The organism is Streptomyces sp. NPDC046349, from assembly GCF_055587885.1.
Window position 1 is genome coordinate 1 of sequence record NZ_JBVJFK010000008.1, and the last position, 22300, is coordinate 22300.

General features: G+C 71.0%; 23 protein-coding genes and 1 pseudogene. 12 read left to right on the top strand and 12 right to left on the bottom strand.

The window, feature by feature from the left end:
• Positions 1-126 precede the first annotated feature (126 nt).
• The 3 genes from ACZ6JS_RS19370 to ACZ6JS_RS19380 form a co-directional block, all read right to left on the bottom strand.
• On the bottom strand, positions 127-1332 hold the full coding sequence (locus ACZ6JS_RS19370) for a DUF5667 domain-containing protein (protein WP_469299420.1): 1206 nt from the start codon (positions 1330-1332) through the stop codon (positions 127-129).
• Between the two features lie 236 nt (positions 1333-1568).
• The gene (locus tag ACZ6JS_RS19375; RefSeq protein ID WP_469299422.1) at positions 1569-2381 is read right to left on the bottom strand and encodes an ECF subfamily RNA polymerase sigma factor, BldN family; all 813 of its coding nucleotides are present in this window, start codon (positions 2379-2381) and stop codon (positions 1569-1571) included.
• Between the two features lie 370 nt (positions 2382-2751).
• Complete coding sequence (locus ACZ6JS_RS19380; protein WP_469299424.1) at positions 2752-3735, bottom strand: HAD family hydrolase; 984 nt, start codon at positions 3733-3735, stop codon at positions 2752-2754.
• A gap of 106 nt (positions 3736-3841) precedes the next feature.
• Between ACZ6JS_RS19380 and ACZ6JS_RS19385 the strand changes: the two genes are divergently transcribed.
• The 6 genes from ACZ6JS_RS19385 to ACZ6JS_RS19410 all read left to right on the top strand — a co-directional run bounded on the left by ACZ6JS_RS19385 (position 3842) and on the right by ACZ6JS_RS19410 (position 11091).
• Positions 3842-4120: a glutaredoxin family protein gene (locus ACZ6JS_RS19385; RefSeq protein WP_469299426.1), complete on the top strand. Its 279-nt coding sequence runs from the start codon at positions 3842-3844 to the stop codon at positions 4118-4120.
• A 272-nt stretch (positions 4121-4392) separates the two neighbouring features.
• Complete coding sequence (locus ACZ6JS_RS19390; protein ID WP_469299428.1) at positions 4393-5202, top strand: redox-sensing transcriptional repressor Rex; 810 nt, start codon at positions 4393-4395, stop codon at positions 5200-5202.
• Positions 5199-6962 carry a glutamyl-tRNA reductase gene (locus tag ACZ6JS_RS19395; protein ID WP_469299429.1) on the top strand — a complete coding sequence of 588 codons (1764 nt, stop codon included), beginning with the start codon at positions 5199-5201 and terminating at the stop codon, positions 6960-6962. Before ACZ6JS_RS19390 ends, ACZ6JS_RS19395 begins: the two co-directional genes overlap by 4 nt.
• Positions 6959-7927 (top strand): hydroxymethylbilane synthase, encoded by a 969-nt coding sequence (gene hemC, locus ACZ6JS_RS19400; protein WP_469299431.1) that lies wholly within the window; start codon positions 6959-6961, stop codon positions 7925-7927. Before ACZ6JS_RS19395 ends, hemC begins: the two co-directional genes overlap by 4 nt.
• Positions 7924-9591 carry a bifunctional uroporphyrinogen-III C-methyltransferase/uroporphyrinogen-III synthase gene (locus tag ACZ6JS_RS19405; protein WP_469299433.1) on the top strand — a complete coding sequence of 556 codons (1668 nt, stop codon included), beginning with the start codon at positions 7924-7926 and terminating at the stop codon, positions 9589-9591. The genes hemC and ACZ6JS_RS19405 overlap by 4 nt, the downstream gene beginning before the upstream one ends.
• 153 nt (positions 9592-9744) lie before the next feature.
• Positions 9745-11091 carry a HEAT repeat domain-containing protein gene (locus ACZ6JS_RS19410; protein ID WP_030772529.1) on the top strand — a complete coding sequence of 449 codons (1347 nt, stop codon included), beginning with the start codon at positions 9745-9747 and terminating at the stop codon, positions 11089-11091.
• On the opposite strand, the gene ACZ6JS_RS19415 is transcribed toward ACZ6JS_RS19410, so the two are convergent.
• Positions 11069-11314, bottom strand: a complete 246-nt coding sequence (locus ACZ6JS_RS19415) for a DUF397 domain-containing protein (protein WP_030772532.1) — start codon at positions 11312-11314, stop codon at positions 11069-11071. The two genes, ACZ6JS_RS19410 and ACZ6JS_RS19415, sit on opposite strands and share 23 nt — an antisense overlap.
• Entirely contained in the window at positions 11311-12135 is an 825-nt protein-coding gene (locus ACZ6JS_RS19420) for a helix-turn-helix domain-containing protein (protein ID WP_469299435.1), read from the bottom strand. Before ACZ6JS_RS19420 ends, ACZ6JS_RS19415 begins: the two co-directional genes overlap by 4 nt.
• On the opposite strand from ACZ6JS_RS19420, the gene ACZ6JS_RS19425 reads away from it, so the two are divergent.
• Both ACZ6JS_RS19425 and hemB read left to right on the top strand, forming a co-directional pair.
• Positions 12134-12682, top strand: coding sequence for an ATP-binding protein (locus tag ACZ6JS_RS19425; protein WP_469299436.1), 549 nt, complete (start codon positions 12134-12136; stop codon positions 12680-12682). The two genes, ACZ6JS_RS19420 and ACZ6JS_RS19425, sit on opposite strands and share 2 nt — an antisense overlap.
• Positions 12683-12725: 43 nt before the next feature.
• Positions 12726-13727 carry a porphobilinogen synthase gene (gene hemB, locus ACZ6JS_RS19430; protein ID WP_469299438.1) on the top strand — a complete coding sequence of 334 codons (1002 nt, stop codon included), beginning with the start codon at positions 12726-12728 and terminating at the stop codon, positions 13725-13727.
• Between the two features lie 18 nt (positions 13728-13745).
• Here the strand turns inward: hemB and ACZ6JS_RS19435 are convergent, their stop codons facing one another.
• Positions 13746-14111 (bottom strand): hypothetical protein, encoded by a 366-nt coding sequence (locus ACZ6JS_RS19435; protein WP_469299439.1) that lies wholly within the window; start codon positions 14109-14111, stop codon positions 13746-13748.
• 125 nt (positions 14112-14236) lie between these two features.
• Between ACZ6JS_RS19435 and ACZ6JS_RS19440 the strand changes: the two genes are divergently transcribed.
• From ACZ6JS_RS19440 to ACZ6JS_RS19450, 3 genes are all read left to right on the top strand, one after another.
• The gene (locus ACZ6JS_RS19440) at positions 14237-14845 is read left to right on the top strand and encodes a hypothetical protein (RefSeq protein ID WP_469299441.1); all 609 of its coding nucleotides are present in this window, start codon (positions 14237-14239) and stop codon (positions 14843-14845) included.
• An 18-nt stretch (positions 14846-14863) separates the two neighbouring features.
• Complete coding sequence (locus ACZ6JS_RS19445) at positions 14864-15439, top strand: hypothetical protein (protein WP_469299442.1); 576 nt, start codon at positions 14864-14866, stop codon at positions 15437-15439.
• A 377-nt stretch (positions 15440-15816) separates the two neighbouring features.
• Positions 15817-16089: a DUF1876 domain-containing protein gene (locus ACZ6JS_RS19450; protein ID WP_030027023.1), complete on the top strand. Its 273-nt coding sequence runs from the start codon at positions 15817-15819 to the stop codon at positions 16087-16089.
• 47 nt (positions 16090-16136) lie between these two features.
• Here the strand turns inward: ACZ6JS_RS19450 and ACZ6JS_RS19455 are convergent, their stop codons facing one another.
• Complete coding sequence (locus tag ACZ6JS_RS19455) at positions 16137-16892, bottom strand: ABC transporter permease (RefSeq protein ID WP_469299444.1); 756 nt, start codon at positions 16890-16892, stop codon at positions 16137-16139.
• Positions 16889-17824, bottom strand: a complete 936-nt coding sequence (locus ACZ6JS_RS19460; RefSeq protein ID WP_469299445.1) for an ATP-binding cassette domain-containing protein — start codon at positions 17822-17824, stop codon at positions 16889-16891. The genes ACZ6JS_RS19455 and ACZ6JS_RS19460 overlap by 4 nt, the downstream gene beginning before the upstream one ends.
• 116 nt (positions 17825-17940) lie before the next feature.
• Here ACZ6JS_RS19460 and ACZ6JS_RS19465 point away from each other — a divergent pair, with 116 nt between their 5' ends.
• The gene (locus tag ACZ6JS_RS19465) at positions 17941-18744 is read left to right on the top strand and encodes a TetR/AcrR family transcriptional regulator (protein WP_469299447.1); all 804 of its coding nucleotides are present in this window, start codon (positions 17941-17943) and stop codon (positions 18742-18744) included.
• Between the two features lie 173 nt (positions 18745-18917).
• Here ACZ6JS_RS19465 and ACZ6JS_RS19470 read toward each other — a convergent pair whose 3' ends face one another.
• The 4 genes and pseudogenes from ACZ6JS_RS19470 to ACZ6JS_RS19485 all read right to left on the bottom strand — a co-directional run bounded on the left by ACZ6JS_RS19470 (position 18918) and on the right by ACZ6JS_RS19485 (position 22248).
• On the bottom strand, positions 18918-19649 hold the full coding sequence (locus tag ACZ6JS_RS19470) for an alpha-ketoglutarate-dependent dioxygenase AlkB (RefSeq protein WP_469299449.1): 732 nt from the start codon (positions 19647-19649) through the stop codon (positions 18918-18920).
• Between the two features lie 4 nt (positions 19650-19653).
• Positions 19654-20871: a hypothetical protein gene (locus ACZ6JS_RS19475; protein WP_469299451.1), complete on the bottom strand. Its 1218-nt coding sequence runs from the start codon at positions 20869-20871 to the stop codon at positions 19654-19656.
• Positions 20872-21187: 316 nt separating this feature from the next.
• Complete coding sequence (locus ACZ6JS_RS19480) at positions 21188-21427, bottom strand: DUF397 domain-containing protein (RefSeq protein WP_469299453.1); 240 nt, start codon at positions 21425-21427, stop codon at positions 21188-21190.
• Positions 21424-22248, bottom strand: a pseudogene (locus tag ACZ6JS_RS19485) (helix-turn-helix domain-containing protein). Before ACZ6JS_RS19485 ends, ACZ6JS_RS19480 begins: the two are co-directional and overlap by 4 nt.
• Positions 22249-22300 lie beyond the last annotated feature (52 nt).

The following is a 22300-nucleotide window of genomic DNA, read 5'->3' on the forward strand; positions in this document are numbered from 1 at the left end:
ATCTCCGATGGGTGGGGGGGGGGGGGGGTTTTTTTTTTTGTTGGTTTTTTTGGGGGGGGGGGGGGGGGGGGGGGGGGGGGGGGGGGTGGGGTCTCCCCCCCCCCCCCACCACCGTTTCGCACGCTGCTACTCCGCGTCCTCCGCACCGAGGCCCAGGCCCGGGAGAAGGCCCGGGAGCAGGGGCGGGAGGGTGATCTCCGGCTTCGGGTCCTCCGCTGTGCCGGCGGAGGGTTGCGGCGACTGTCCCGTGGGCGGGTTGAGCAGGTCGCCCGTACCGCCGAGGAGACCCCCGTCGGCCGGTGGCCGGGTGCTGCCCGAGGGGGACGGCGCCGGGCTGCTGCCGGACGGTGTGCCCGCGGCGGGGGCGGACTGCTTGGCACCGCCTGGCGCGTCCGGCTTGGCGGGCGACCCCGACGAGCCGGTGCCGCGGGACTGCTCGGGCGGCTTGGGGAGCAGGCTCTGCAGCGGCGCCACGTCTTCGTCTATGGCCTGGAAGACCGAGTCCACTTCCCCGCCGACGTCGGTGAGCTGCACGGGGAGCTTCTCGCGCAGCTTGCCCCACGCGTCGCGGTGGGAGCGGGAGAACGACGACAGCGTCTGGATCGGGCCGAGGGAACCGTCCCGGTCGAACGCCGCCTGGAGGAGGCGGTGGCCCTCTTCCGCGTCGTGTTTGACGCCCGAGAGCGCCCGCCGGATCGCGCCCAGGGACTCGTGGTCCAGGGTGCCCGTCCGGCCCCGCTCCATCAGCCTTCGGGCTTCCGACAGACGGTTGGACGCGCGGTCCAGATAGACCTCTCCGCGCTCCGCGTCGTCGTCGGCCATCCCCAGCTTCAGGTCCTCCATGCCCCGTTTCACGGGGTAGAGGTGGTCACCGGGTAGGGCGTCGGAACTGGCAGCGGCCACTCCGCTGAAGGCCCCTGCGGCCACACCCACCGTGAGGCCGCCCGCTGCGATGCCCTTGGACCAGCGGGAGCGGGGCCGCAATTTCCGGAGCGGGGTCGCCCGGTGGGCGCCGCGGCCGGTCCGCTGCTCGGGCACCTGAGGGTCCGAGGCGGCACCGCCCCCGGCCCTCTCCTCCAGCACCATGGCTTCCATGGCGGCAACGAGCTGTGCTCGCTGCACCACCTTCACCTCGGGGTCCAGCACTGGGCGCGGCATTCGTTCGCCGAGCACGCTCGCCAGGGCCAACAACCGGTCGTGGTCAGCAGGTTCGGCAGGTGCCTCGGACTGCTCGGCCGCCGGGTCCGGTTCCGAAAGGTCGGATGGGTTCCGATCCTCCAGGGCCTGGGCGAAGGCGTTCGCCCGCCGGTGCGGGGTCACGTTCGCGATCACTGGCGGCACCTCCTCTCGTCATGACGATCGACTCCCCAAGGTGTCCGGAAGGTTGCCTTCCTTGAGCACATCCACACTTTCGAGTGGGCGGCTTCGGGCAGGGCGTGTCCACAGGGAGCCTGCATTCCGCACAACGAGCGTCGCGGCAGTTGGGTTACGGACGAAGGATGATCGGACCACAGCGTCATCGAGGGGTCACCGGATGTGAGGTCGAGTTGTGTTGTCTGGACGGTCCGTCAGCGGGCGTCTTCGGGGAGGAGGCGGGCCAGGGTTCGGACCGCCCGGTACTGGAGCGTCTTGATGGCGCCCTCGTTCTTCCCCATCACGCGGGCCGTCTCGGCGACCGAGAGGCCCTGCAGGAAGCGCAGTGTCACGCATTCCTGCTGCTGCGGATTCAGCTTCCGTACGGCTTCCAGGAGGGCCGCGTTGGAAAGGGACTCCAGGACGGAGTCCTCGGGGCTGCGCTCCACCTCGTTGGCGTCGAGCATCTCGCCGGTGGTGACCTCCAGCCTGAAGCGGCTGGACTTGAAGTGGTCCGCCACCAGGTTGCGGGCGATCGTCACGAGCCAGGCGCCGAAGTCGCGGCCCTGCCAGGTGAAGGTGGAGATGCGGCGCAGGGCGCGCAGGAAGGTCTCGCTGGTGAGATCCTCCGCGGTCGCCTTGCCGCCGACGCGGTAGTAGATGTAGCGGTAGACCGTGTCGCTGTACTGGTCGTAGAGGCGGCCGAAGGCCTCGGCCTCTCCGGCCTGGGCGCGCTCGACCAGGTCCATCATGCGGGCCTGATCGCTGTCGGCCAGGGGCCGGCGGGGGGCGGCCTGGGTGCCCGTGCCGGCGTTCGAGCCCCCGGAGGCCGAGCGGCCTCGTCTGCCCACCGTCGCCCCGCCGTCGGTCAGGGCGTAGCAGGGACCGGCCGGGCCGAGGCCGGCAGGAACCGCGGCGGCGAAGGCGGGGGCGGTGTACGCGGTGGGGACGAAGCCGCGCAGGTGGTCGAGGACCGTTGCGCGCAGCTGAGCCAGGCCCGAGGCGTCAACCCCGACAGGTGGGTACACGGGACTCCCAGAGGCAGAGCTTCCATCACGTGCAGTGCGGAACCGTTCACCCGTCGTGGCGACAGATGGCCGGTGGCATGCGTTTGAGGAGAATAACGCTTCGTACAGGCAGCGCTACACCCAGTTGCTCAAATCACCGGTTCCGACACTTCTGTTGCGTGTCGAGGGCATATTCGGTCGCGGTTGGTGATCGATTCTTGATCACTTGGGTACGCGGAATGGACGCTTCCAAAGGGGCCCGCGACCGAGTCGGGCAGGGCGGAGTGCCGCGCCCGGAGCGCGGGTAGAGGTGAGCGAATGCCCGTGGCGGGGCCCGGAGGTCGCGCCGGCGGTCGCGGGCGCGGTGTGGCCTGGGCCTGGGCCGGATCCGCTACTTGCGGCGCCGGTGGAGGGCGATGGCGGCGGCCGCGCCGCCCGCGATCGCGCCGACTCCGGCCGCTGCCGGGACGCCGACCTTCACGGCCTTGCGGCCGGTCCGATAGTCGCGCAGCCGCCAGTCGTTCGTCCGGGCATGCTTGCGCAGTTTTGTGTCGGGATTGATCGCGTACGGATGTCCGACCAGTGACAGCATCGGGATGTCGTTGTGCGAATCGCTGTACGCGGCGCAGCGTTCGAGATCGAGGCCCTCGGCGGCGGCCAGGGCGCGGACCGCCTCGGCCTTGGCGGGTCCGTGCAGCGGCTCGCCGACCAGGCGGCCGGTGTAGACCCCGTCGACCGATTCGGCGACGGTGCCCAGGGCGCCGGTCAGGCCCAGCCTGCGGGCGATGATCGTGGCGGTCTCCACGGGTGCGGCGGTGACGAGCCACACCTTCTGCCCGGCGTCGAGGTGGGCCTGGGCGAGGGCGCGGGTGCCCGGCCAGATCCGCTCGGCCATGTACTCGTCGTAGATCTCCTCGCCGATCGCCATCAGCTCGGAGACCTTGTGGCCCTTGACGATGGACAGCGCGCTGTCGCGGGCGTCCTGCATGTGCTCGGGGTCCTCGACCCCGGCGAGCCGGAACCAGGCCTGCTGCCAGGCGAAGCGGGCGAGTTCGCGGCGCCGGAAGAACTCGCGCTTGTAGAGGCCGCGGCCGAAGTGGAAGATCGCGGCGCCCTGCATGACGGTGTTGTCGAGGTCGAAGAAGGCGGCGGCGAGGTCGTCGCCGGCGACCGGGAAGACGGGCTCCGCGGGCCCCTCGGCAGGTTCGCCGGCTTCGAGGAGGTCGAGGCCGGCTTCGTCCGGCTCGGCTCCGGTGAGCTGGTCGGCTCCGGCCTGCGCGGTCTTGCGGGCGGCTTCGGCCGATGCCTCGCCTGCCAGCACGCTGCGTGCGGTGGCGGAGCGCCTGCGAGTGGGGAGCCATCCGAGAGCGGCCATGACGCGAGCATAGCCACTGTGTTCGGGAGTTCCCGAACCGGTGGGAAACGGAGGCGTTAACTCTTCGGGACGCTGGCGGGCCGTGCGGGCGCGGGAGAATGGGGGCATGAGCCCTTTGTTGCGCCGTAAAGAGAAGAAGAGTCCCGGCGAGCGGATGGTGACGCTCATCGGAAAGCCGGGGTGCCACCTGTGCGACGAGGCCGAGGAGGTCGTCGCCAAGGTCTGCGCCGAGACCGGTGCGCAGTGGGAGAAGAAGGACATCTCGCAGGACGAGGAGCTCTACCGGCTCCACTGGGAGCAGATTCCGGTGGTCCTTGTTGACGGCGAGCAGCACACCTTCTGGAGGGTGAACCCCGAGCGGCTGCGGCGGGCCTTGGGGGGCTGACCCCCTCCCCGGTTGCCCTCTTGGGTGATTTGTGGGGTCTGGGGGTGTATCTGTGAGGAGTGTGCGCGGTTTTGCCCCCTTTGGTATTTGAACGGGTTCGGCGTGCCGTCGGTTCCGGGATTGCGTGCCGATGTCGCGTGACCCCGGTCACTTTGGTCGGACAAAACGGACACAATCTTTGTGCACGCGTTCACAAAGGCATAGCCTGCTGTCGACGGGGCGGTCCTGGGACAAGAGGCCGCCTGCAGCCCCGCTCATCCCGCAGGAGCATCGTGGCAACTGGCCGAACTCACCGACCGGCGACCCGCAGCCGAGGTATTCCCGAGGCCACTGTCGCCCGGCTTCCGCTGTACTTGCGTGCCCTGACCGCGCTCTCGGAGCGATCGGTCCCCACGGTGTCCTCCGAGGAGCTCGCGGCCGCCGCCGGAGTCAACTCCGCCAAGCTGCGCAAGGACTTCTCGTACCTGGGTTCCTACGGCACCCGCGGCGTCGGCTACGACGTCGAGTACCTCGTCTACCAGATCTCCCGCGAGCTCGGCCTGACCCAGGACTGGCCGGTCGTCATCGTCGGCATCGGCAACCTCGGCGCCGCCCTCGCCAACTACGGCGGCTTCTCCGCGCGCGGTTTCCGCGTCGCGGCCCTCATCGACGCCGACCCGGCGATGGCCGGCAAGCCGGTCGCCGGCATGGCCGTGCAGCACACCGACGACCTCGAGAAGATCATCGAGGAGAACGGCGTCTCGATCGGCGTCATCGCGACACCCGCCGGCGCCGCCCAGCAGGTCAGCGAGCGGCTGATCGCGGCCGGCGTCACCTCCATCCTGAACTTCGCGCCGACCGTGCTGTCCGTGCCCGACGGCGTGGACGTGCGCAAGGTCGACCTCTCCATCGAGCTCCAGATCCTGGCCTTCCACGAGCAGCGCAAGGCCGGTGAGGAGGCCGCCGCGGCCGCCGCCGAGCCCGGCTCCGCCGTGGGCGGCGCCGCACCCGCCGCGGCCGTCGTGCCGCCGGCCGGGCGTACCACCGCCGAGGCGCGCAAGGGCGGCCCCGAGGGCGACGTGCCGGCGGTGATGCCGGCATGAGCCTGCTCGTCGTCGGGCTGAGCCACCGCAGCGCACCCGTGAGCGTGTTGGAGCGCGCCTCGCTGTCGGCGGACGCCAAGACCAAGCTGCTGCACGACACCCTCGCCGCCGAGCCGGCGACGGAGGCGACGGTGCTCGCCACGTGCAACCGCATCGAGCTGTACGCGGACGTGGACAAGTTCCACGCCGGCGTCGCCGAGCTGTCCACGCTGCTCGCCCAGCACAGCGGTGTCGCGCTTGAGGAGCTCACCCCGTACCTGTACGTGCACTACGAGGACCGGGCGGTCCACCACCTCTTCTCGGTGGCGTGCGGACTCGACTCCATGGTCGTGGGCGAGGGGCAGATCCTCGGCCAGATCAAGGACGCCCTCGCGCTGGGCCAGGAGCTGCACACCGCGGGCCGGCTGATCAACGACCTGTTCCAGCAGGCCCTGCGGGTCGGCAAGCGGGCCCATTCGGAGACCGGCATCGACCGCGCCGGCCAGTCGCTGGTGACCTTCGGCCTGGAGCAGCTCGCGGTGGGCACGCCCGTGGCCGACTGGGCCCGCGGCAAGCGGGCCCTGGTGATCGGCGCCGGGTCGATGTCCTCGCTGGCCGCCGCCACCCTCGCGCGGGTCGGCGTCGCCGAGATCGCCGTGGCGAACCGGACCGCCGAGCGGGCGGAGCGACTCGCGGAGATTCTGGTTGCCTCGGGCACCGGGGTCGCCGCCGTCGCCATCCCGATGGCGGAGGTCGCCGATGAACTGACACGAGTCGACGTGGTGGTGTCCTGCACAGGCGCCACCGGGCTCGTACTGACCGCCGACGACGTGCTGGCCGCCGTGTCCTGGGGCGCCGCCGGCGGGCTCGCGCCGGCGGAACAGGGAGAGGCCGGGACCGCACCCCGGGCCCACCAGGGGTTCCGCCCCCGCACCCCCGCGCCCCGGACTTCCCCGGCCACCGCCGGCGAGGGCCCCAGGGCGGCGCTGGACGTGGCGGGGCTGGACACCGGTGTGCTCGCTCGGCTGGTCGCCGCCGCCGAGGCCGGCGGGCGGCTCGCCGACGCCGGAGCCGCACGGACCATCAGCGCTCCCGCGGACGCCGAGGCCGACGGGTGCCCCGTGGGCCTCGACGGACGCTCCGCGCTGACCGGGGTCGACGCCAACTCCCTCGAACTGCACGGGACCTGGGCCGACCAGGGCGAGGCCGCCGCACAGCGGCAGCCCCGCAGGAGCACCCGTACACAGGCCCACGCCACCGACGTCCGGCTCGCGCTCCTCGACCTGGCCATGCCCAGGGACATCGACGCTGCCGTGCACCGGATCCCGGGCGTCCGGCTCGTGGACATCGAATCCCTCGCCGAGGCGTCCGCCGACGCCCCGATGGCGGCCGACGTCGACGCCGTACGCGGCATCGTGGCCCAGGAGGTCGCCGCCTTCGGCGCGGCTCAGCGGGCCGCCCACATCACGCCCACCGTCGTCGCCCTGCGTGCCATGGCGGCCGAGGTCGTGGCCATGGAAGTGGCCCGCCTCGACGGGCGGCTCCCCGGCCTCGACGAGCGACAGCGCGCCGAGGTCACCCAGACCGTGCGCCGCGTCGTGGACAAGCTCCTCCACGCGCCGACCGTGCGCGTCAAGCAGCTCGCGAGCGAGCCCGGCGGCGCCGGGTACGCCGAGGCGCTGCGCGAACTCTTCGACCTCGACCCTCAGACGGTGGCATCCGTCAGCCGGGCGGACGCGGCCGATCCGAAGAACGACGACGACCCAGGACGGGCATCATGAACACACGTCCCGACCAGCCGCTGCGGCTCGGTACGCGGCGGAGCAAGCTGGCCATGTCCCAGTCGGGGCACGTCGCCGAGGCGGTCCGGGAGATCACCGGCCGGCCCGTCGAACTCGTGGAGATCACGACGTACGGCGACGTCTCGCGCGAGCACCTCGCCCAGATCGGCGGGACCGGCGTGTTCGTCACCGCCCTGCGCGACGCGCTGCTGCGCGGCGAGGTCGACTTCGCCGTGCACTCGTTGAAGGATCTGCCGACCGCACAGCCCGACGACCTCGTCATCGCGGCCATGCCCCGGCGCGAGGACGTCCGCGACGCGCTCGTCGCCCGCGACGGCCTGACCTTCGAGCAGCTGCCCGACGGCGCCCGCATCGGCACCGGCTCGCCCCGCCGCACCGCCCAGCTCAACCACCTGGCGCGCGCGCTCGGCAAGCGGATCGAGACCGTGCCCATCCGCGGCAACGTCGACACCCGCATCGGATTCGTCCACGACGGCGAACTCGACGCCGTCGTCCTGGCGGCCGCCGGCCTGAACCGGATCGGCCGCGGAGACGAGGCCACGGACCTGCTGTCCGTCGACAGCATCCTCCCCGCCCCCGGCCAGGGAGCCCTGGCCGTGGAGTGCCCCGCGTCCTCCACGGACCTCATCGCCGCGCTCAGCAGGCTCGACGACCCGCACACCCGGGCCGCCGTGACCGCGGAGCGTTCTCTGCTCGCCGCCCTGGAGGCCGGCTGCAGCGCACCCGTGGGCGCGTTCGCCGACCTGCTGGCCGACGGACGGATTGTCAATGAAATGCGCCTGCGCGGCGTCGTCGGAACCCTCGACGGCTCGACGCTGGTGCAGCTGTCCACCACCGGTCCCGTGCCCCAGTCGTACGACGAGGCCATGGCGCTCGGCCGCGAACTCGCGGACGAGATGCTGGCCAAGGGCGCGGCCGGTCTGATGGGGGAGCGATCGCTTTGAACCCCTCAATTCCGACCACCTCCGCCTTTCCGGCCGTCGCCGCCCACGGACGCGTCACCTTCCTCGGTGCCGGCCCGGGCGACCCGGGTCTGCTCACGCTGCGCGCCGTCGAGGCGCTCGCCGCCGCGGACGTCCTGATCGCGGAGCCCGAGGTGCTCGAAGTCGTCCGGACGCATGCGCGCGCGGGTGTCGACACGCCGCAGCTGACGGTAGCTGACGAAGTGTCAGCAGCCGCCGGGGTCCCGGTGATCCGGGACGCCGCCAATCTTGTCATGGAGGCCGCACGCTCCGGCAGGCGGGTCGTGCGAGCCGTCACCGGCGACCCCGGACTCGACGGCAACGCCGCCGACGAGATGCTCGCGTGCGCCAACGAGGGGATCCCCTTCGAGGTGGTGCCCGGCGTCGCGACCGCCGTCGGCGTGCCCGCGTACGCCGGTGTCCCGCTGCGTGACAAGCAGGGCGCGGACGTGCGGTTCGTCGACGCGAAGACCGCGTCGGCGCGCTGCTGGAGCGAGGCCGGTACGAGCGACGGGATCCTGGTCGTCTCCGCGACGCTGGAGACGGCCTCGGCCGCCGCCGCCGAGCTGGTGAGCGCCGGGCGCAAGCCCGACACCCCGCTGACCGTGACGGTCTCCGGCACGACGACGCGGCAGCGGACCTGGTCGGCGACCCTGGGCACGATCGCCCAGGTGTTCAAGCAGGGCAAGGTGCTGCCCTCGCCCGAAGGCGCCCGCCCCGTCATATGCGTGGTCGGCGAGCACGGCGCCGCCGCGCGCCGCGAGGACCTGTCGTGGTTCGAGTCGAAGCCGCTGTTCGGCTGGCGGGTCCTCGTGCCGCGGACGAAGGAGCAGGCCGCTTCGCTCTCCGACCAGCTGCGTTCCTACGGCGCGGTGCCGCACGAGGTGCCCACCATCGCCGTGGAGCCGCCGCGCACCCCGCAGCAGATGGAGCGCGCGGTCAAGGGCCTGGTGACGGGCCGCTACGAGTGGATCGCCTTCACCTCGGTCAACGCCGTCAAGGCCGTCCGCGAGAAGTTCGAGGAGTACGGGCTCGACGCGCGCGCCTTCGCGGGCATCAAGGTCGCCGCGGTGGGCGAGCAGACCGCGGCCGCCCTGGTGGAGTTCGGCGTGAAGCCGGACCTGGTGCCCAGCGGCGAGCAGTCCGCCGCCGGACTGCTGGAGGACTGGCCGCCGTACGACCCGGTCTTCGACCCGATCGACCGCGTCTTCCTGCCGCGCGCCGACATCGCCACGGAGACGCTGGTCGCCGGGCTGATCGAACTCGGCTGGGAGGTCGACGACGTCACCGCCTACCGGACCGTGCGCGCGTCGCCGCCGCCGGCGGACACCCGCGAGGCGATCAAGGGCGGCGGCTTCGACGCCGTTCTCTTCACGTCGTCGTCGACCGTCCGCAACCTGGTCGGCATCGCGGGCAAGCCGCACAACGTGACGGTCATCGCGTGCATCGGGCCGGCGACGGCCAAGACCGCCGAGGAGCACGGCCTGCGGGTCGACGTCCTGTCTCCGGAGCCGTCGGTGTCGAAGCTGGCGGAGGCCCTCGCCGAGTACGGCGCGGCGCGCCGCGAGGCGGCCAAGGCGGCCGGCGAGACGGTGTTCCGGCCGAGCGAACGCCGGCCGGGCGCACGTCGTCGCCGTACGACGTGAGCGGCTTAGGCGGCCGGACACGGCCGACGGTACGGGTGAGGGGCCCGGGTGCGGAGCGATTCCGCGCCCGGGCCCCTCGCGCGTAATCCCCTTGTGCGCCGGGCCCCGGCCCGGAAAGGATCACCGCCGGACGAACGGGACACGGGTGAGCGGATGACGGACCGGGACGCACGCCTGGCGGCGGCGGTACGGGCGGGGGACCTCGGAGAGGTCCACGCCCTGTTGGAGTCGGGGAGCAACCCCGACGCGACCGACGAGGACGGCCTGCCGGTGCTGTGCACGGCGGTGGCGGCCTTCGCGCACGAGGTCGCCGAGGCCCTGGTGGAGGCGGGCGCCAACCCCGACCGGGAGCTGCCCGACGGCACGACCCCGCTCCTGCGGGCGATCGAGGGGGGCTCCCCGGCGGTGTTCGAGGCCACCTTGGGCAGCGAGCCACGGCTACGGCTCGCCCCGGAGCGGCGCGAGGAACTGCTGGCGGCAGCCCGCGGCTGGTACGAGGAGGGACCGGCGGCCCGGCTGCGCCACCTGACGGCGGACCCGGACCGGGTGCGTGCGCAGGCCGTCCGTGAGGGCGAGTACAGCACCCTCACGGAGTACACCCTGGGCGGGCGGCGCGTCCGCGACGGCCACGGCGGGATCCTGACCGGCCTGGAATGGGCCTTCCGGATCCTCACACCGCCCGCGGAACTGGTGGCCCGCGCGGTACGGCACGGCGACCCCGAGCACGCCGACCGGTGGGCGTCCGAGTGGATCCTCTCGCAGCGGCGGAGCGCCGAGACCTGGGCCGAGGTGGTGGCCTTCCACCGGCACCCCGACCCGCTGCCCCGCCTCTTCGTCATCGACGTGCTCGTCATGCACGCGCTGACGGGCGCTTCCACCCAGCACGTCGGCTGGTACGACCGCGAACGCCTGAAGCTGCTGGGCACCTGGGTGGACGTGGAGGACGACGCAGTCGTCCTGGCCCGCCTGCTGCGGGCGCTGGTGGACGAGGGCTTCCCCGAAGCGGAAGCCGAGGCCGTCGGCCTGCGTCACGCGGGGCACGCCGACGCCCGCGTCCGCCGCGAGGTGCCGGGCCTGTTCGACCGGCCCCTGACCCCGAGGGCGGCCGAAGCCGTACGCGCCCTGTGCCGGGACCCCGACGCCGACGTACGGGTGGCTGCCGCCGAGGCCCTGGCCGGGGAGGCGCTGCCGGCGGAGGACCGCCCGCTGCTCCTGGCCCTCCTCGCCGACGCCGACCCGCACGTGGCGCGCCGCGCTGCCCACGGCATCGCCGGGGGCGCGGACCGTTCACCGGAGACCACCGAGGCACTGGTGCGCCTCCTCGACGCCGAGGACCAGGACATCCGGCTCAGCGCCGCCTACGGCCTGGCCCTGCGCGACGACCCGCGCACGGTGGAGGCGTACGCGCGCGTGGGCCGACTGGACCGCCCGGAGTACGAGCACGACCACCGGACGGACGGCCTGTGGCGCTGGAAGCTCAGGAACGCACCCAGCCCGTGAGCCCGGCCCAGGCGGCGGGGGCGAGGGCGAGGACGGGCCCGCCGGCGACCTTGGAGTCCCGGACGTGGACGGTGTCGGCGCAGGAGCAGGTGGCGACCTCGACGCAGGCGCCGCCTTCGCTGCCGCTGTAGGAGGACTTCTGCCAGTCGTAGGCAACTTCCAGGCACTGGCCGCCCTCGCTGCCGCTGTAGCTGGACTTGAACCACTTCAGTGGGGTGCTCATGACTCTCCTAGCAACCGGTCCAACAGGCCCCTTGTCTCGGTGACGTTGAGGGCCTGTGACCGCAGCATCGCATACTTCTGGGAGAGGATGCTGACCTCGTTCGGGTCCCTGACGAGGAAGCTGCCGCGCTGGGTTTCGGAGTAGGCGAGGTGCTGGAACTCGGGGGTTTCCAGCAGGATGAAGGGGCCGTCGAGGCCCGCGTGTGCGGTGATGCCCAGGGGGAGCACCTGGAGGGAGACGGTCGGCCGGTCCGCGCAGGCGCGCAGGTGGTGCAGCTGCTCGCGGTAGACCTCCGTGCCGCCGATGCGGTCCCGCAGGGCCGCCTCCCAGACGATGAAGCTGAGGGTCGGGGGGACCGGGCGGGTGAGGATCTTCTGACGCTGGATGCGGTGGGCCGTCTGCCGCTCTATCTTCTCCTCGCCGACGAAGGGGACGCGGCAGCCGAGCACCGCACGGGCGTAGGCCTCCGTCTGGAGCAGGCCCGGCACGGTGAGGGTGTCGTACCAGGACAGGGCGAGGGCCTCCGCCTCGCGCGCCATGTACTCCTCCGCCCAGGCCGGAACCATGTCCACCTCCGGGAGGCGGTTCGCCGCGACCCCCAGCAGGTCGGGCAGACCGAGGACGCGATCCATCTTCTCGGCCACGTTGGGCATCAGGACGCGCCTGCCCTGCTCGATCGAGGCGACGGTCTCGACGTCGACGTGCAGCGCCTCGGCGAGGGCGCGCTGGGTCATTCCCTTGGCGGTGCGGGCCGCGGCGACCAGTGCGCCGACCATCTTCATCGCCGTCTCGTTGGGCCGTGGCCTCTTGCGTGGTGGCATGCCTGTGAACTCCCCCCGTGCGCATGCGAGATACCCGTACCAACCCGTACTCCTCAAGGAGTACGGGTCGCTCGTCTCGCCCACGCTAGTCACGCAACGCGACGATCACCCCGTGAACGTGGAAATCCATCCGGCCCTGCTGCGTGAGCGGTTCTATCCCCGCAGCCGCCAAACCGTCCGCCCCGCCAGGGAGTTCGCGGCAGAAACACTTCACGCGTGGGGTGTTACATGCCGCCGAGACGACGTGTTGCTCTGCGTGAGCGAGCTGGCGACCAACGCCCTGCTGCACGGGGTCCCGCCCGGCCGGGGCTACCGGCTGCGGATGCTGCTCTTCGACGGCATGGTCCGCGTCGAGGTGGCCGACAGCGGCGGCGGCCGGCCCCGCGTCGGGCGCCGGGACCCTGGCGCCGAGGGCGGTCGCGGGTTGCTGCTGGTGGCGGCGGTCGCGGACCGGTGGGGGACCCTGGCGCGGGTGCCGGGCAAGGTGGTGTGGTGCGAATTCGGCCTCGGACCGGGCGCGGCGGGCGGGCCCGCGCACGGGCTCTAGGCTTGGTGCGACTGCTGTCGATGCTCGAAGAGGCGACTGGAACATGAGCACGTACGGATCCTTCCCCGGCTCGCGGCCCCGGCGGCTGCGCACCACCCCGGCGATGCGGCGGATGGTCGCGGAGAACCGGCTGCACCCCTCGGACCTGATCCTCCCGGCGTTCGTGCGCGAGGGCATCAGCGAGCCCCTCGCCATCTCCGCCATGCCGGGCGTGGTCCAGCACACGCGGGACACGCTGCGGAAGGCGGCCGTGGAGGCGGTCGAGGCGGGCGTCGCGGGCATCATGCTCTTCGGCGTCCCGGCGGACGAGAACAAGGACGCGCTGGGCACGGCCGGCACCGAGCCGGACGGCATCCTGCAGGTCGCGATCCGCGACGTGAAGGCCGAGGTCGGCGACGACCTGGTGATCATGTCGGACCTTTGCCTGGACGAGTACACCGACCACGGCCACTGCGGCGTCCTGGACGAGCACGGGCGCGTCGACAACGACGCGACGCTGGAGCGCTACGCCGAGATGGCGCAGGTCCAGGCGGACGCGGGCGTCCACGTGGTCGGCCCCAGCGGAATGATGGACGGGCAGGTCGGCGTCATCCGCGACGCCCTCGACGAGACCGGCCACGAGGACGTCTCGATCCTCGCCTACACGGCGAAGTACACCTCCGCCTTCTACGGTCCCTTCCGCGAGGCCGTCGCATCCTCCCTCCAGGGCGACCGCAAGACGTACCAGCAGGACCCGGCGAACGCCCGCGAGTCCCTGCGGGAGCTGGCTCTCGACCTGGAGGAGGGCGCGGACATGGTGATGGTCAAGCCGGCCGGCCCCTACCTCGACATCCTGTACCGGGTCGCGCAGGCCGTGGACGTACCGGTGGCGGCGTACCAGATCAGCGGCGAGTTCGCGATGATCGAGGCGGCCGCGGAGAAGGGCTGGATCGAGCGGGACCGGGCCATCATGGAGACCCTGCTGGGCATCAAGCGCGCGGGCGCGGACACGATCCTCACCTACTGGGCGACCGAGGTCGCGGGCTGGCTGCGCGAGGCCCGCTGACACTCCTCCCGCGGGCTCCTACGACGGCCAGTCGACGAGGCCGTGGAAGACGATGAGGTCGAGGACGACGGCGGCCGGGGCGATCACGGCCGGCCACACCCTGGCGGCGGCGTAGCGCCGCCGCCACGGCAGCGCCCACGCGGAGAGCAGCACGACCAGGACCACCACCAGGCCGAACCCGAAGACGGGGAAGGCCAGGTGGTACGAGTCGTCGAACCGGTCGCTCACCTCACCCCCGCAGGAGTCGCAGGCCATCGGCGCGAGCCCCACGAAGAAGAACGCGACGGCCGCCATCGGCAGCGTCAGCAGGGTGGAGACGAGCGGCGCGACGAACGCGCGCGGGTGACGGGCGGTGCCGGTGTCCGGGGGCGGGGTCGTGGTCATGCCTCCAGTGAACTCCGCGCGACGTGCCCGAACATGAGTGCCCGTACTCAGGTATGCGGCTGCGCGGTCTGTGAACCTCTCAGGTGTACGTGCGCACTTGGCACGTCGATGCCGAGAGGTTCTGTATGCAGGCTGAACATCCGCTGCCCGTGGTCGACCAGGTGTCCTGGGAGGCTGCGGTACGACACCTCTACGAGGACGCGTTCACGTTCAGTGCGACTGGTGCGCGCCGGCACGAGGACTGGCAGGTTGACGTGCTCGCCGTCATGGCGCGCGCCGTCCCCGACCCACGCGGCTGGGCCGGACTCGACGACACTGCGAACGACCGCTCTCCGGAGCGCCCGGACTTCCCGTTCTGCCGTCCGGCTTTCAGGGACGATCCGGCACGCCCGCTCACCCCGACCGACCTCGGGGAACGGTTGCACGAGATCAACCGTGCGAGTGCCGAGAACCTGCTCCTCGCGCTCACCGACGGCGGCTGCACCCTGCAGAACCTCAAAAGGTTCACCGAGAGCTTCGACGAGCTGCAGGACATGGCCCGCACCATCCTCGCCCGCTACGGGGACGCGTTCACGTGCTACACCAACATCACCGTCGGGGCACGCAAGGACGACACGCTGGAGTTCGGGGCGTCCCACTGGGGCTACACCCCGATGACCTTCTACTGGGAGGACGTCGGCCTGGTCGTCGTCTCCGACACAGAGGTCGGCCTGTTCTGGACGTTCGACTGCTGAACCCTGGGAGGGGAATCCATGTCGACCCGAGCCATTGATGGCGCCACCTGGGACGGTGCACTGCTGCGGCTTCTGGAGGACGTCTACACCTTCGCCAGGTGCGGGCCTCGGCTGCACGAGGACTGGGCCGAGGACGTCCGCGCCGTAATGGAGCGGTCGGTCGCCGACCCGCGGGGCTGGTCCGCCTTGGAATGGCAGATGGATGAGGAGGGACGTCGGAGCTACGGCCCGTCGTACCCGTTCCGTGCCGTTGGAGCCCGAGACCTCCGCGACGGGGTCCGCCCGATCACGGCCGCCGCGGCCGTTGGGCTGCTCGCGTCTTTCGCGCAGGAGTGGTTCTTCGAGGGCAACCCGGTCCGGCTGAGGGAGGACCGGGACGAGGTGCTCGCGGATGCCCGGACCGTGCTGGACCGCTTCGGCCTCGACGCTAAGTTCTGGACCTCCTCCGAGCTCGCCCGCACCTGCGACGCGCCGGACTTCCTGGCGCGGGACCTCGAGGGCGGCCGCCCTTTCACCGGCTACATGATGGACCTCGGCCTCATCGCGGTGTCCGGGGACGAGGTCGGCGTCTTCTGGTCGTTCAACGCGCTGTGATCAGGGGTGGAGCGCAGCGACATCGCGAAGCGACGCGACGAAGGAGCGCCCTTGAGGGACCGGCCCGAACCGGAGAGACGATGGGAGTGACGGGAAACCCCCAGCACATCCCTGATACCGCCCCACGCAGACCCCGCCCCCGAAGCCACCCCGCGCCTCCCACACCCCGGCCCCGCCCCCGCTTTGCCGCGCTCCGCACTCCTCGCGCTCCGCACTCCTCGCGCTCCGCACCCCCGTGCTCCGACCCCGCCGTGCCCCGGGGTGGGCGGGTCTCGGGGGGTTCCGCGCGGGTGGGCGGTCGTATCTCGGTCCCGCTCGCGCCCGCCGGGGCGTAGGCGCACTCTGGAGGGAACAGGTGACCCTGGAGGTGATGCACCATGGCCACGCTCGTCGGGTGGCATGTGGAGCTCGAATTCACCGAGGAGGGCCACCGCACCAGTGCGGCGGCCCTGGTAAGGCTCGGGGACGGCTCCGAGATCAGGGCGCGGGGCTATGCCTTGCGTCACCCCTCCGACCCGGAGCAGATGAGGGTCGGGGAAGAGATCGCGGGCGCTCGTGCGCTCATGGATCTCGCGCAGCAGATGTTGCAGAAGGCCCACTCGGAGATCGACGAGGCGACGGGCCGTCATTCCTATCCGCTCAACCGCTGAGCGGCGGGCGGACCACCGGCCCGCTGGGCGGCTCCTGACGGAGCCGCTCAGCGGGTCCTGCTGCGGAAGAGGACGGCGGCCAGGGACACGGCCATGGCGGTGATGCCCGCGCACCAGGCCAGGGCCGTCCATGGGGCGCTCCCGGCGGGCTGTGCGAGGAGCAGCGCGCGCAGGGATTCGATCACCGGGGTGAGCGGCTGGTGCTCGGCGAAGCCGTGCAGCCAGCCGGGCATGGTCGCGATCGGGACGAAGGCGCTGGACGGGTAGGGCAGGAACATCATCAGGAAGGTGAAGCCGCCCGCCGCCTCCGGCGTCCTGGCGAGCAGTCCGAGCGCGGCGGCCAGCCAGGAGATCGCCGTGATGTACGCCAGCAGCAGGCCGGCCGCGGCGACGAAGGCGGCCGGGCTCGCCTGGGGCCTGAAGCCGATGACGAGGGCGACGGCGAGGACCAGGGTGGTGGAGAGCAGGTTGCGCAGCACGGAGGCCGTGACGTGGCCGGCCAGGATGGGGACGCCGCCGATGTCGAGGGTGCGGAAGCGGTCGATGACGCCGTTGCGCATGTCGTCGGCGACGCTGACGGCGGTGCCGGCCGCGCCGAAGCCCGCGCAGAGCAGCATGGCGCCGGGGACGACGTACGTCACGTACTCCGTCCCGGTGTCGATGGCCCCGCCGAAGAAGTAGACGAAGATCAGCATCAGCATCACGGGCAGCATCAGGGCGGTGATCAGCGCGTCGGGCTGCCGGCTGCTGATGCGCAGGCTGCGGCCGGCCAGGGCGAGGGCGCTCACGGGTGCGGCGGTCATCGGTCGGCTCCCGTCAGGGTGAGGAAGACGTCGTCGAGGGTGGCGGTGCGGACGGCGAAGCGGTCCACGGCGGTGCGGTCCGGGTCGAGTTCGTCGAGCAGGGCGCGGACGTGGGCGGCGCTGCCGTCGGTGGCGACGCCGAGGGTGAGGTCGTCCGGGGCGAGGTGGACGGCGCGTGGGACCAGGGCCTCGTAGGCGGCCTGGGTGGTGAGGGTGAGGTCCAGCCGGTGGCCCGCGACGCGCGCCTTGAGTTCGGCGGGGGTCCCCTCGGCGGCGATCCGTCCGTCGGAGAGCACGGTGACGCGGTCGGCGAGCCGGTCGGCCTCCTCCAGGTACTGGGTGGTGAGCAGCACGGTCGTGCCGTCGGCGCGCAGTTCCCGTACGAGATCCCACAGCTCCTGGCGGCTGCGCGGGTCGAGGCCGGTGGTCGGCTCGTCGAGGAAGATCACCTCGGGACGGGAGACAAGGCTCGCGGCGAGGTCGAGGCGGCGTCGCATGCCGCCCGAGTACGTCTTGGCCGTGCGTGCGGCGGCGTCGGTGAGGCCGAAGCGGGTGAGGAGTTCGTCTGCGCGGGCGCGGGCGGCGCGCGGGGTGAGCCCGCTGAGCCGGCCCATCATGCGGAGCATTTCGGCGCCGGTCTGGAGGTCGTCGACTGCCGCGAACTGTCCTGTGAGGCTGATGCGTTCGCGGACGTGCGCCTGCTGGGTGACGGTGTCGTGCCCGGCGACGCGGGCGGTGCCGGCGTCGGGGGCGGTGAGGGTGGCGAGGATCCGGACGGTGGTGGTCTTCCCGGCGCCGTTGGGGCCCAGGAGGGCGAGGACGCTGCCCCGGGGGACGGTGAGATCGATGCCGTCGAGGACGCGTACGTCGCCGTAGGACTTGGTCAGGCCGGTGGCGTGGATCCCGAGGGCGCCGGAGGCGTGTGTGGTCATGAGGGATGTGCTCCCTTCGCGGGCTTGCTCTTCCATCGCTTCTGCGTATGCCTTACGCTCTTCTGTGTAAGTAATACACAGAACTAGGATGGGGGTCAATCGAGGAGTGGGCGGCCATGGCGGACGAGGACGACGAAGGCGGCGAGGGCGGCGGGACCGGGCTCCCGGCCAGCCTGGAAATGGCCTGGGGGCTGCGCAAACGCCCCGGCAAGGGGCCGCGCCCCGGTCTCACGCTGCCGCGCATCGTGGAGACGGCCGTGACACTGGCCGCCGGTGAGGGGATGGACGCCGTCTCCATGGGCCGGGTGGCCAAGGAGCTGGGCGTCTCGACGATGTCCCTCTACCGGTACGTCACGGCGAAGGAGGAGCTCTACATCCTGATGTCGGACGCGGGCGTCGGAGCCCCTCCGGCGCTGCCGCCGGAGGCGGCGGGGTGGGGCTGGCGCGAGCTGCTGACGCAGTGGGCGTACGCGCAGCGGGCCGTCCTGATGGCCAACTCCTGGATCCTGCGCATCCCGATCACCGGGGCGCCGGTCAGCCCGAACCAGCTGGCCTGGATGGAGCGCGGGCTGGCGGCGATGGCCGACGCGGCGCTGACCGAGGGCGAGAAGATCTCGACGATCATCCTGATCGGCGGCCTGGTCCGCAACGAGGCGACCATGGCCGCGGACATGATGGACGCCATCGTGAAGTCCGGCGTCGCGCCGGACCAGGTGCTGGGCCAGTACGTGCGCACGCTGCGGCTGATGACGGGCCCGGACACGCATCCGGCCGTGACGCGGCTGCTGGAGTCGGACGCGTTCACGGGCTCGGACGAGCCGGACTTCCAGTTCCGCTTCGGCCTGGACCGGATCCTCGACGGGCTCGCGGCGCTGGTCGCGGGGCGGTCGGGGGCGGGACCGGGGTCGGGCGGCGCCTGAGGGGGCGGTGTTTCGGCGGGCCGGTCGGGGGAGCGCCCCACATCGCTACGCGCTCCTGCCCGACGGCGTCAGCAGGCCTCCGTGGCTGGACATAGGCCGCCTCAGCTCGCTACGCGCTTCGCCTGGACCGTTTCCGGCGCTTGTTCGGGCTGAAGGGGCGGAGACCCGGCAGTTCAGACGGGTGGCAGCAGATCGCTCTCGCTGACGGTGTACGTCAGCGGGGGGTAGGTGAAGTCCGTTTCGTTGTTCTCGCGGCGCCGCAGTCGGTAGAACTCGCGCCTCTGCTCGTCGTTCGCCGATGTGAGGCGCGCGCCCTGCGGGAGGTAGGCGTGTCCGTCGCGAAACCGAAGGAAGGTCTTCGACGTGCGAAACGTTACGCCCAGCCATTGGTTGTCCGCCGCCGCGACGGCGTCCAGCACGATCTTGTGCTTGAACCGCCGATTCGACTCGACGGAGAACGCGACCACACTGCTGTGGGCGAGGGGGACCTCGAACCTGCCGGAATCCGATTCCTTCGATTCGAAGATCAGTTTCCTTGGGATCGCTTCGGGGTGCTGGTAGCAGGAGAAGACGGCGATGAAGGATTCGTCGGCCAGATCCAGGGCCTGGTCGGAATGGCTGCCCATGGTTCTGTAGGCGTTCGTGTAGCTCTCGACGAGGGCGTTGTTGAAGCCGACAGGGATCGCCGCATGTTCTTGAATCTGTTGCGCCAGCTGTTCGTGCACCGCGCGGAAACGTTGAGTGGGGGTGCTGTATTGGGTGGTGGTGCGTACGAGAGGCACACCATTCGCCTCATCGACCCTGGTGAGCGTGGAGCCTCGGCGGCCCTTTCCCAGGTCTTCCAAGTGGGCCGACGCGGACAGCTCCGCGAAGAGATCCCGCTCGGTCGGCACACAATGCGACATGATCCTAGGCTCGGGGGGCAACGTAGTCTCCCGTGTTCATGCTGAAGAGAAACCTGCCGCCGTAGTCGATGAAGGACGAGGTCCTGTTCTCCTCGGCGTACAGCCTGCGCAGTTCGTCCATGCCCTCGGGGGTGGGCGGCCCCAGCTTTACCAAGCCTTCTGCCACTTTGAGGAACGTGTGGCCGTTCTTGTGGACGGCTTCGGCGCTCGAACAGCGCACCACGTATCCCAGGCGGGTCGGGAGCATCTCGGCGCCCAGCGTCGAGGGCCGGATTTCGTGCGTGTAGAGGCGGTTGGTGGACAGCGGCATGAAGAACACGGAGCCGGGATAAAGGGTCACGGCGAACTGCTCGGGAAGCGCCACCCCGTCCCGTTCCGGTTCCTTGAGACGGAAGTGGAGTCTGGTCAGCCCGCTGGCGCGCTTCACACCGTAGTCGAAGGCGTCTTCGGCCATCGGATGCAGCTTTTCGAGTCCGTCATAGAACGTGCAGAAAGCCATGATGCCGTTGGCGGGCATGTCCTTGGTCTTGTCGGCGTGGGCCGATATCTTCGCCTTGGACTGCTTGCGCTCGGCCGTGGCCAGGGTGTTGTGGTAGACCTGCGCGAGGACATGATTGAGCGGTGCCTGATTTCGGAACACGGTGGCGGCCTCGCGGTTCAGATCCTCGACCATTCGGGTATCGGTCGGTCGAAACCCCTCGGTCGGCCCCGAGAGATTCGTGGAGCACCGCAGCAGGCGGAAATGCAGCTCGTCACCCTCTTGCGTGACGGGCGTCAGATAGATTCCGCTGCGATGAGCCGTTCCCGGCTTGTTGGACTCCGTCAGCGACTGGAAGGTGTGCTCCGCACAGATCCGCCCGAAGTGGTCGGCGTCGAGGTCGAAGAAGCGGCGGTAGTACACCCCCGCGCCGTGCACCCGGATGGGAACTCGGCCCCCATCGACGACGGTCCAACCTGTGTCGACGTCCTCGCGGTAGCCGTGCGACAGCTCCCGGACGACGAACACCCGCTCTGCCGCCGTCAGCTGACGGCCACTGATCTCGGACAGGTCCCCACACAGGTAGACGCTCTTCTGCGCCAGGTCCGCCGACTCCAGCTCCTCCGGCGTGATCGTGGACCCGAAGAAGTCCCTGATCAAGTCGTCGTCCTGCAACGCCGAGGGTGCGACCAGGATATTGCTCGCATCATCGATGCAGGCCTCTGTCAGCCCTGCCGGGTACATCGAACGGCACCTTCCTTCCGTAGATCCTGATGAATTGAACCGTGGACGAGCACCGGGCGGTCTGCGGACGCGGTCAGGGAGAAGCGCGTAGCGATCGATGGCGGCCTATGCCCAGCCCCTGGCTGCTCGCGGACGCCGTCGGGCAGAAGCGCGTAGCGATGTGCGGCGCACCGGGCTCCGCCCGGGCCTCTCCGACGCCCCGATGGCGTCTTGATCCCCCGGCACATCCCCGACCCCGCCCCGCGCGGGCCCTGTCCCTCTGCCGCGGCTCCGGTTCGCGACGGGCCTGCCTCTGTCCGCCGCTGCTCACCGCGGGCTATCGAGCGAGCCACCCCGTCAGTGCCGTCCAGCTCGCCGGCGCGAGTGCCAGCACCGGGCCGTCCTGGACCTTCGAGTCCCGGACGTGGACCGCGTCCGGACCGGTGGCCGCCTCCAGGCACTGACCGCCGTCGCTGCCGCTGTACGAGGATTTGCGCCAGCCGACGGCGACCTCCAGGCAGGCGTCGCCGTCGCCGCCGCTGTAACTGGACTTGAACCACGTCAGTTCGGTGCTCATAGCTCTCCTAGCAGGCGGTCCAACAGGCCCTGTGTCTGCACGGTGTTGAGGGCCTGAGTCCGCAGCATGGCATATCGGCGAGCCATGATGCTGACCTCGTCGGGGTCTGAGATGAGCCTGCTGCCGCGCTGACTCTCCGAGTATCCGAGATGCTGGTGGGCTGGGGTTTCCAGGAGGATGAAGGGGCCGTCGAGGGCTGCGTGGGCTGACTGGTCCAGCGGCATCACCTGGATGGAGACGTCAGGACGTTCGGTACAGGCGAGCAAGTGCCGCAGCAGTTCCTCGTGTACTTCGCGCCCGCCGATGCGGTGGCGGACTGCTGGCTCTCAGATGACGAAGCTCAGGGTGGGTGGTGTCTTGCGGTGCAGGATCTCCTGCCGCGCCATGCGGCGGATGGTCAAATCCTCAATCGTTTCCTCGGGATGCGCCGGGACCCGGCACTTGAAGAGGGCCCGGGCGTAGCCCTCCGTTTGGAGTAGCCCCGGTACGCGTTGGCCTTCGTACCAAGACAAGGCGATGGCTTTGAACTCAAGGGTCAGGTACTCCTCGGCCCATGGCGGTGTCGTGTCGACGTCGGGTAGTTCACGCGCCGCGACAGTCAGCAGCCCTGGCAACCCCAGGTGTTGGTCCATCAGTTCGGCGACGTTCGGCATCAGGGCCCGCCGCCCCTGTTCGATCGACGCGATCGTCTCCGCGTCCAGGCGGACCAGCTCCCCCAGCTGCCGCTGGGTCAGGTTCTTGGCGACTCGGCCGGCGGCCACCTGCGAGCCGACCATCTTCATGGTCGTCGCGTTCGGCCGTGCGCGTTTCCTCGGTGGCATGACAGCGAACTCCCCACCCGAACATGCGGAATACCCCGTGCGGACCCGTACT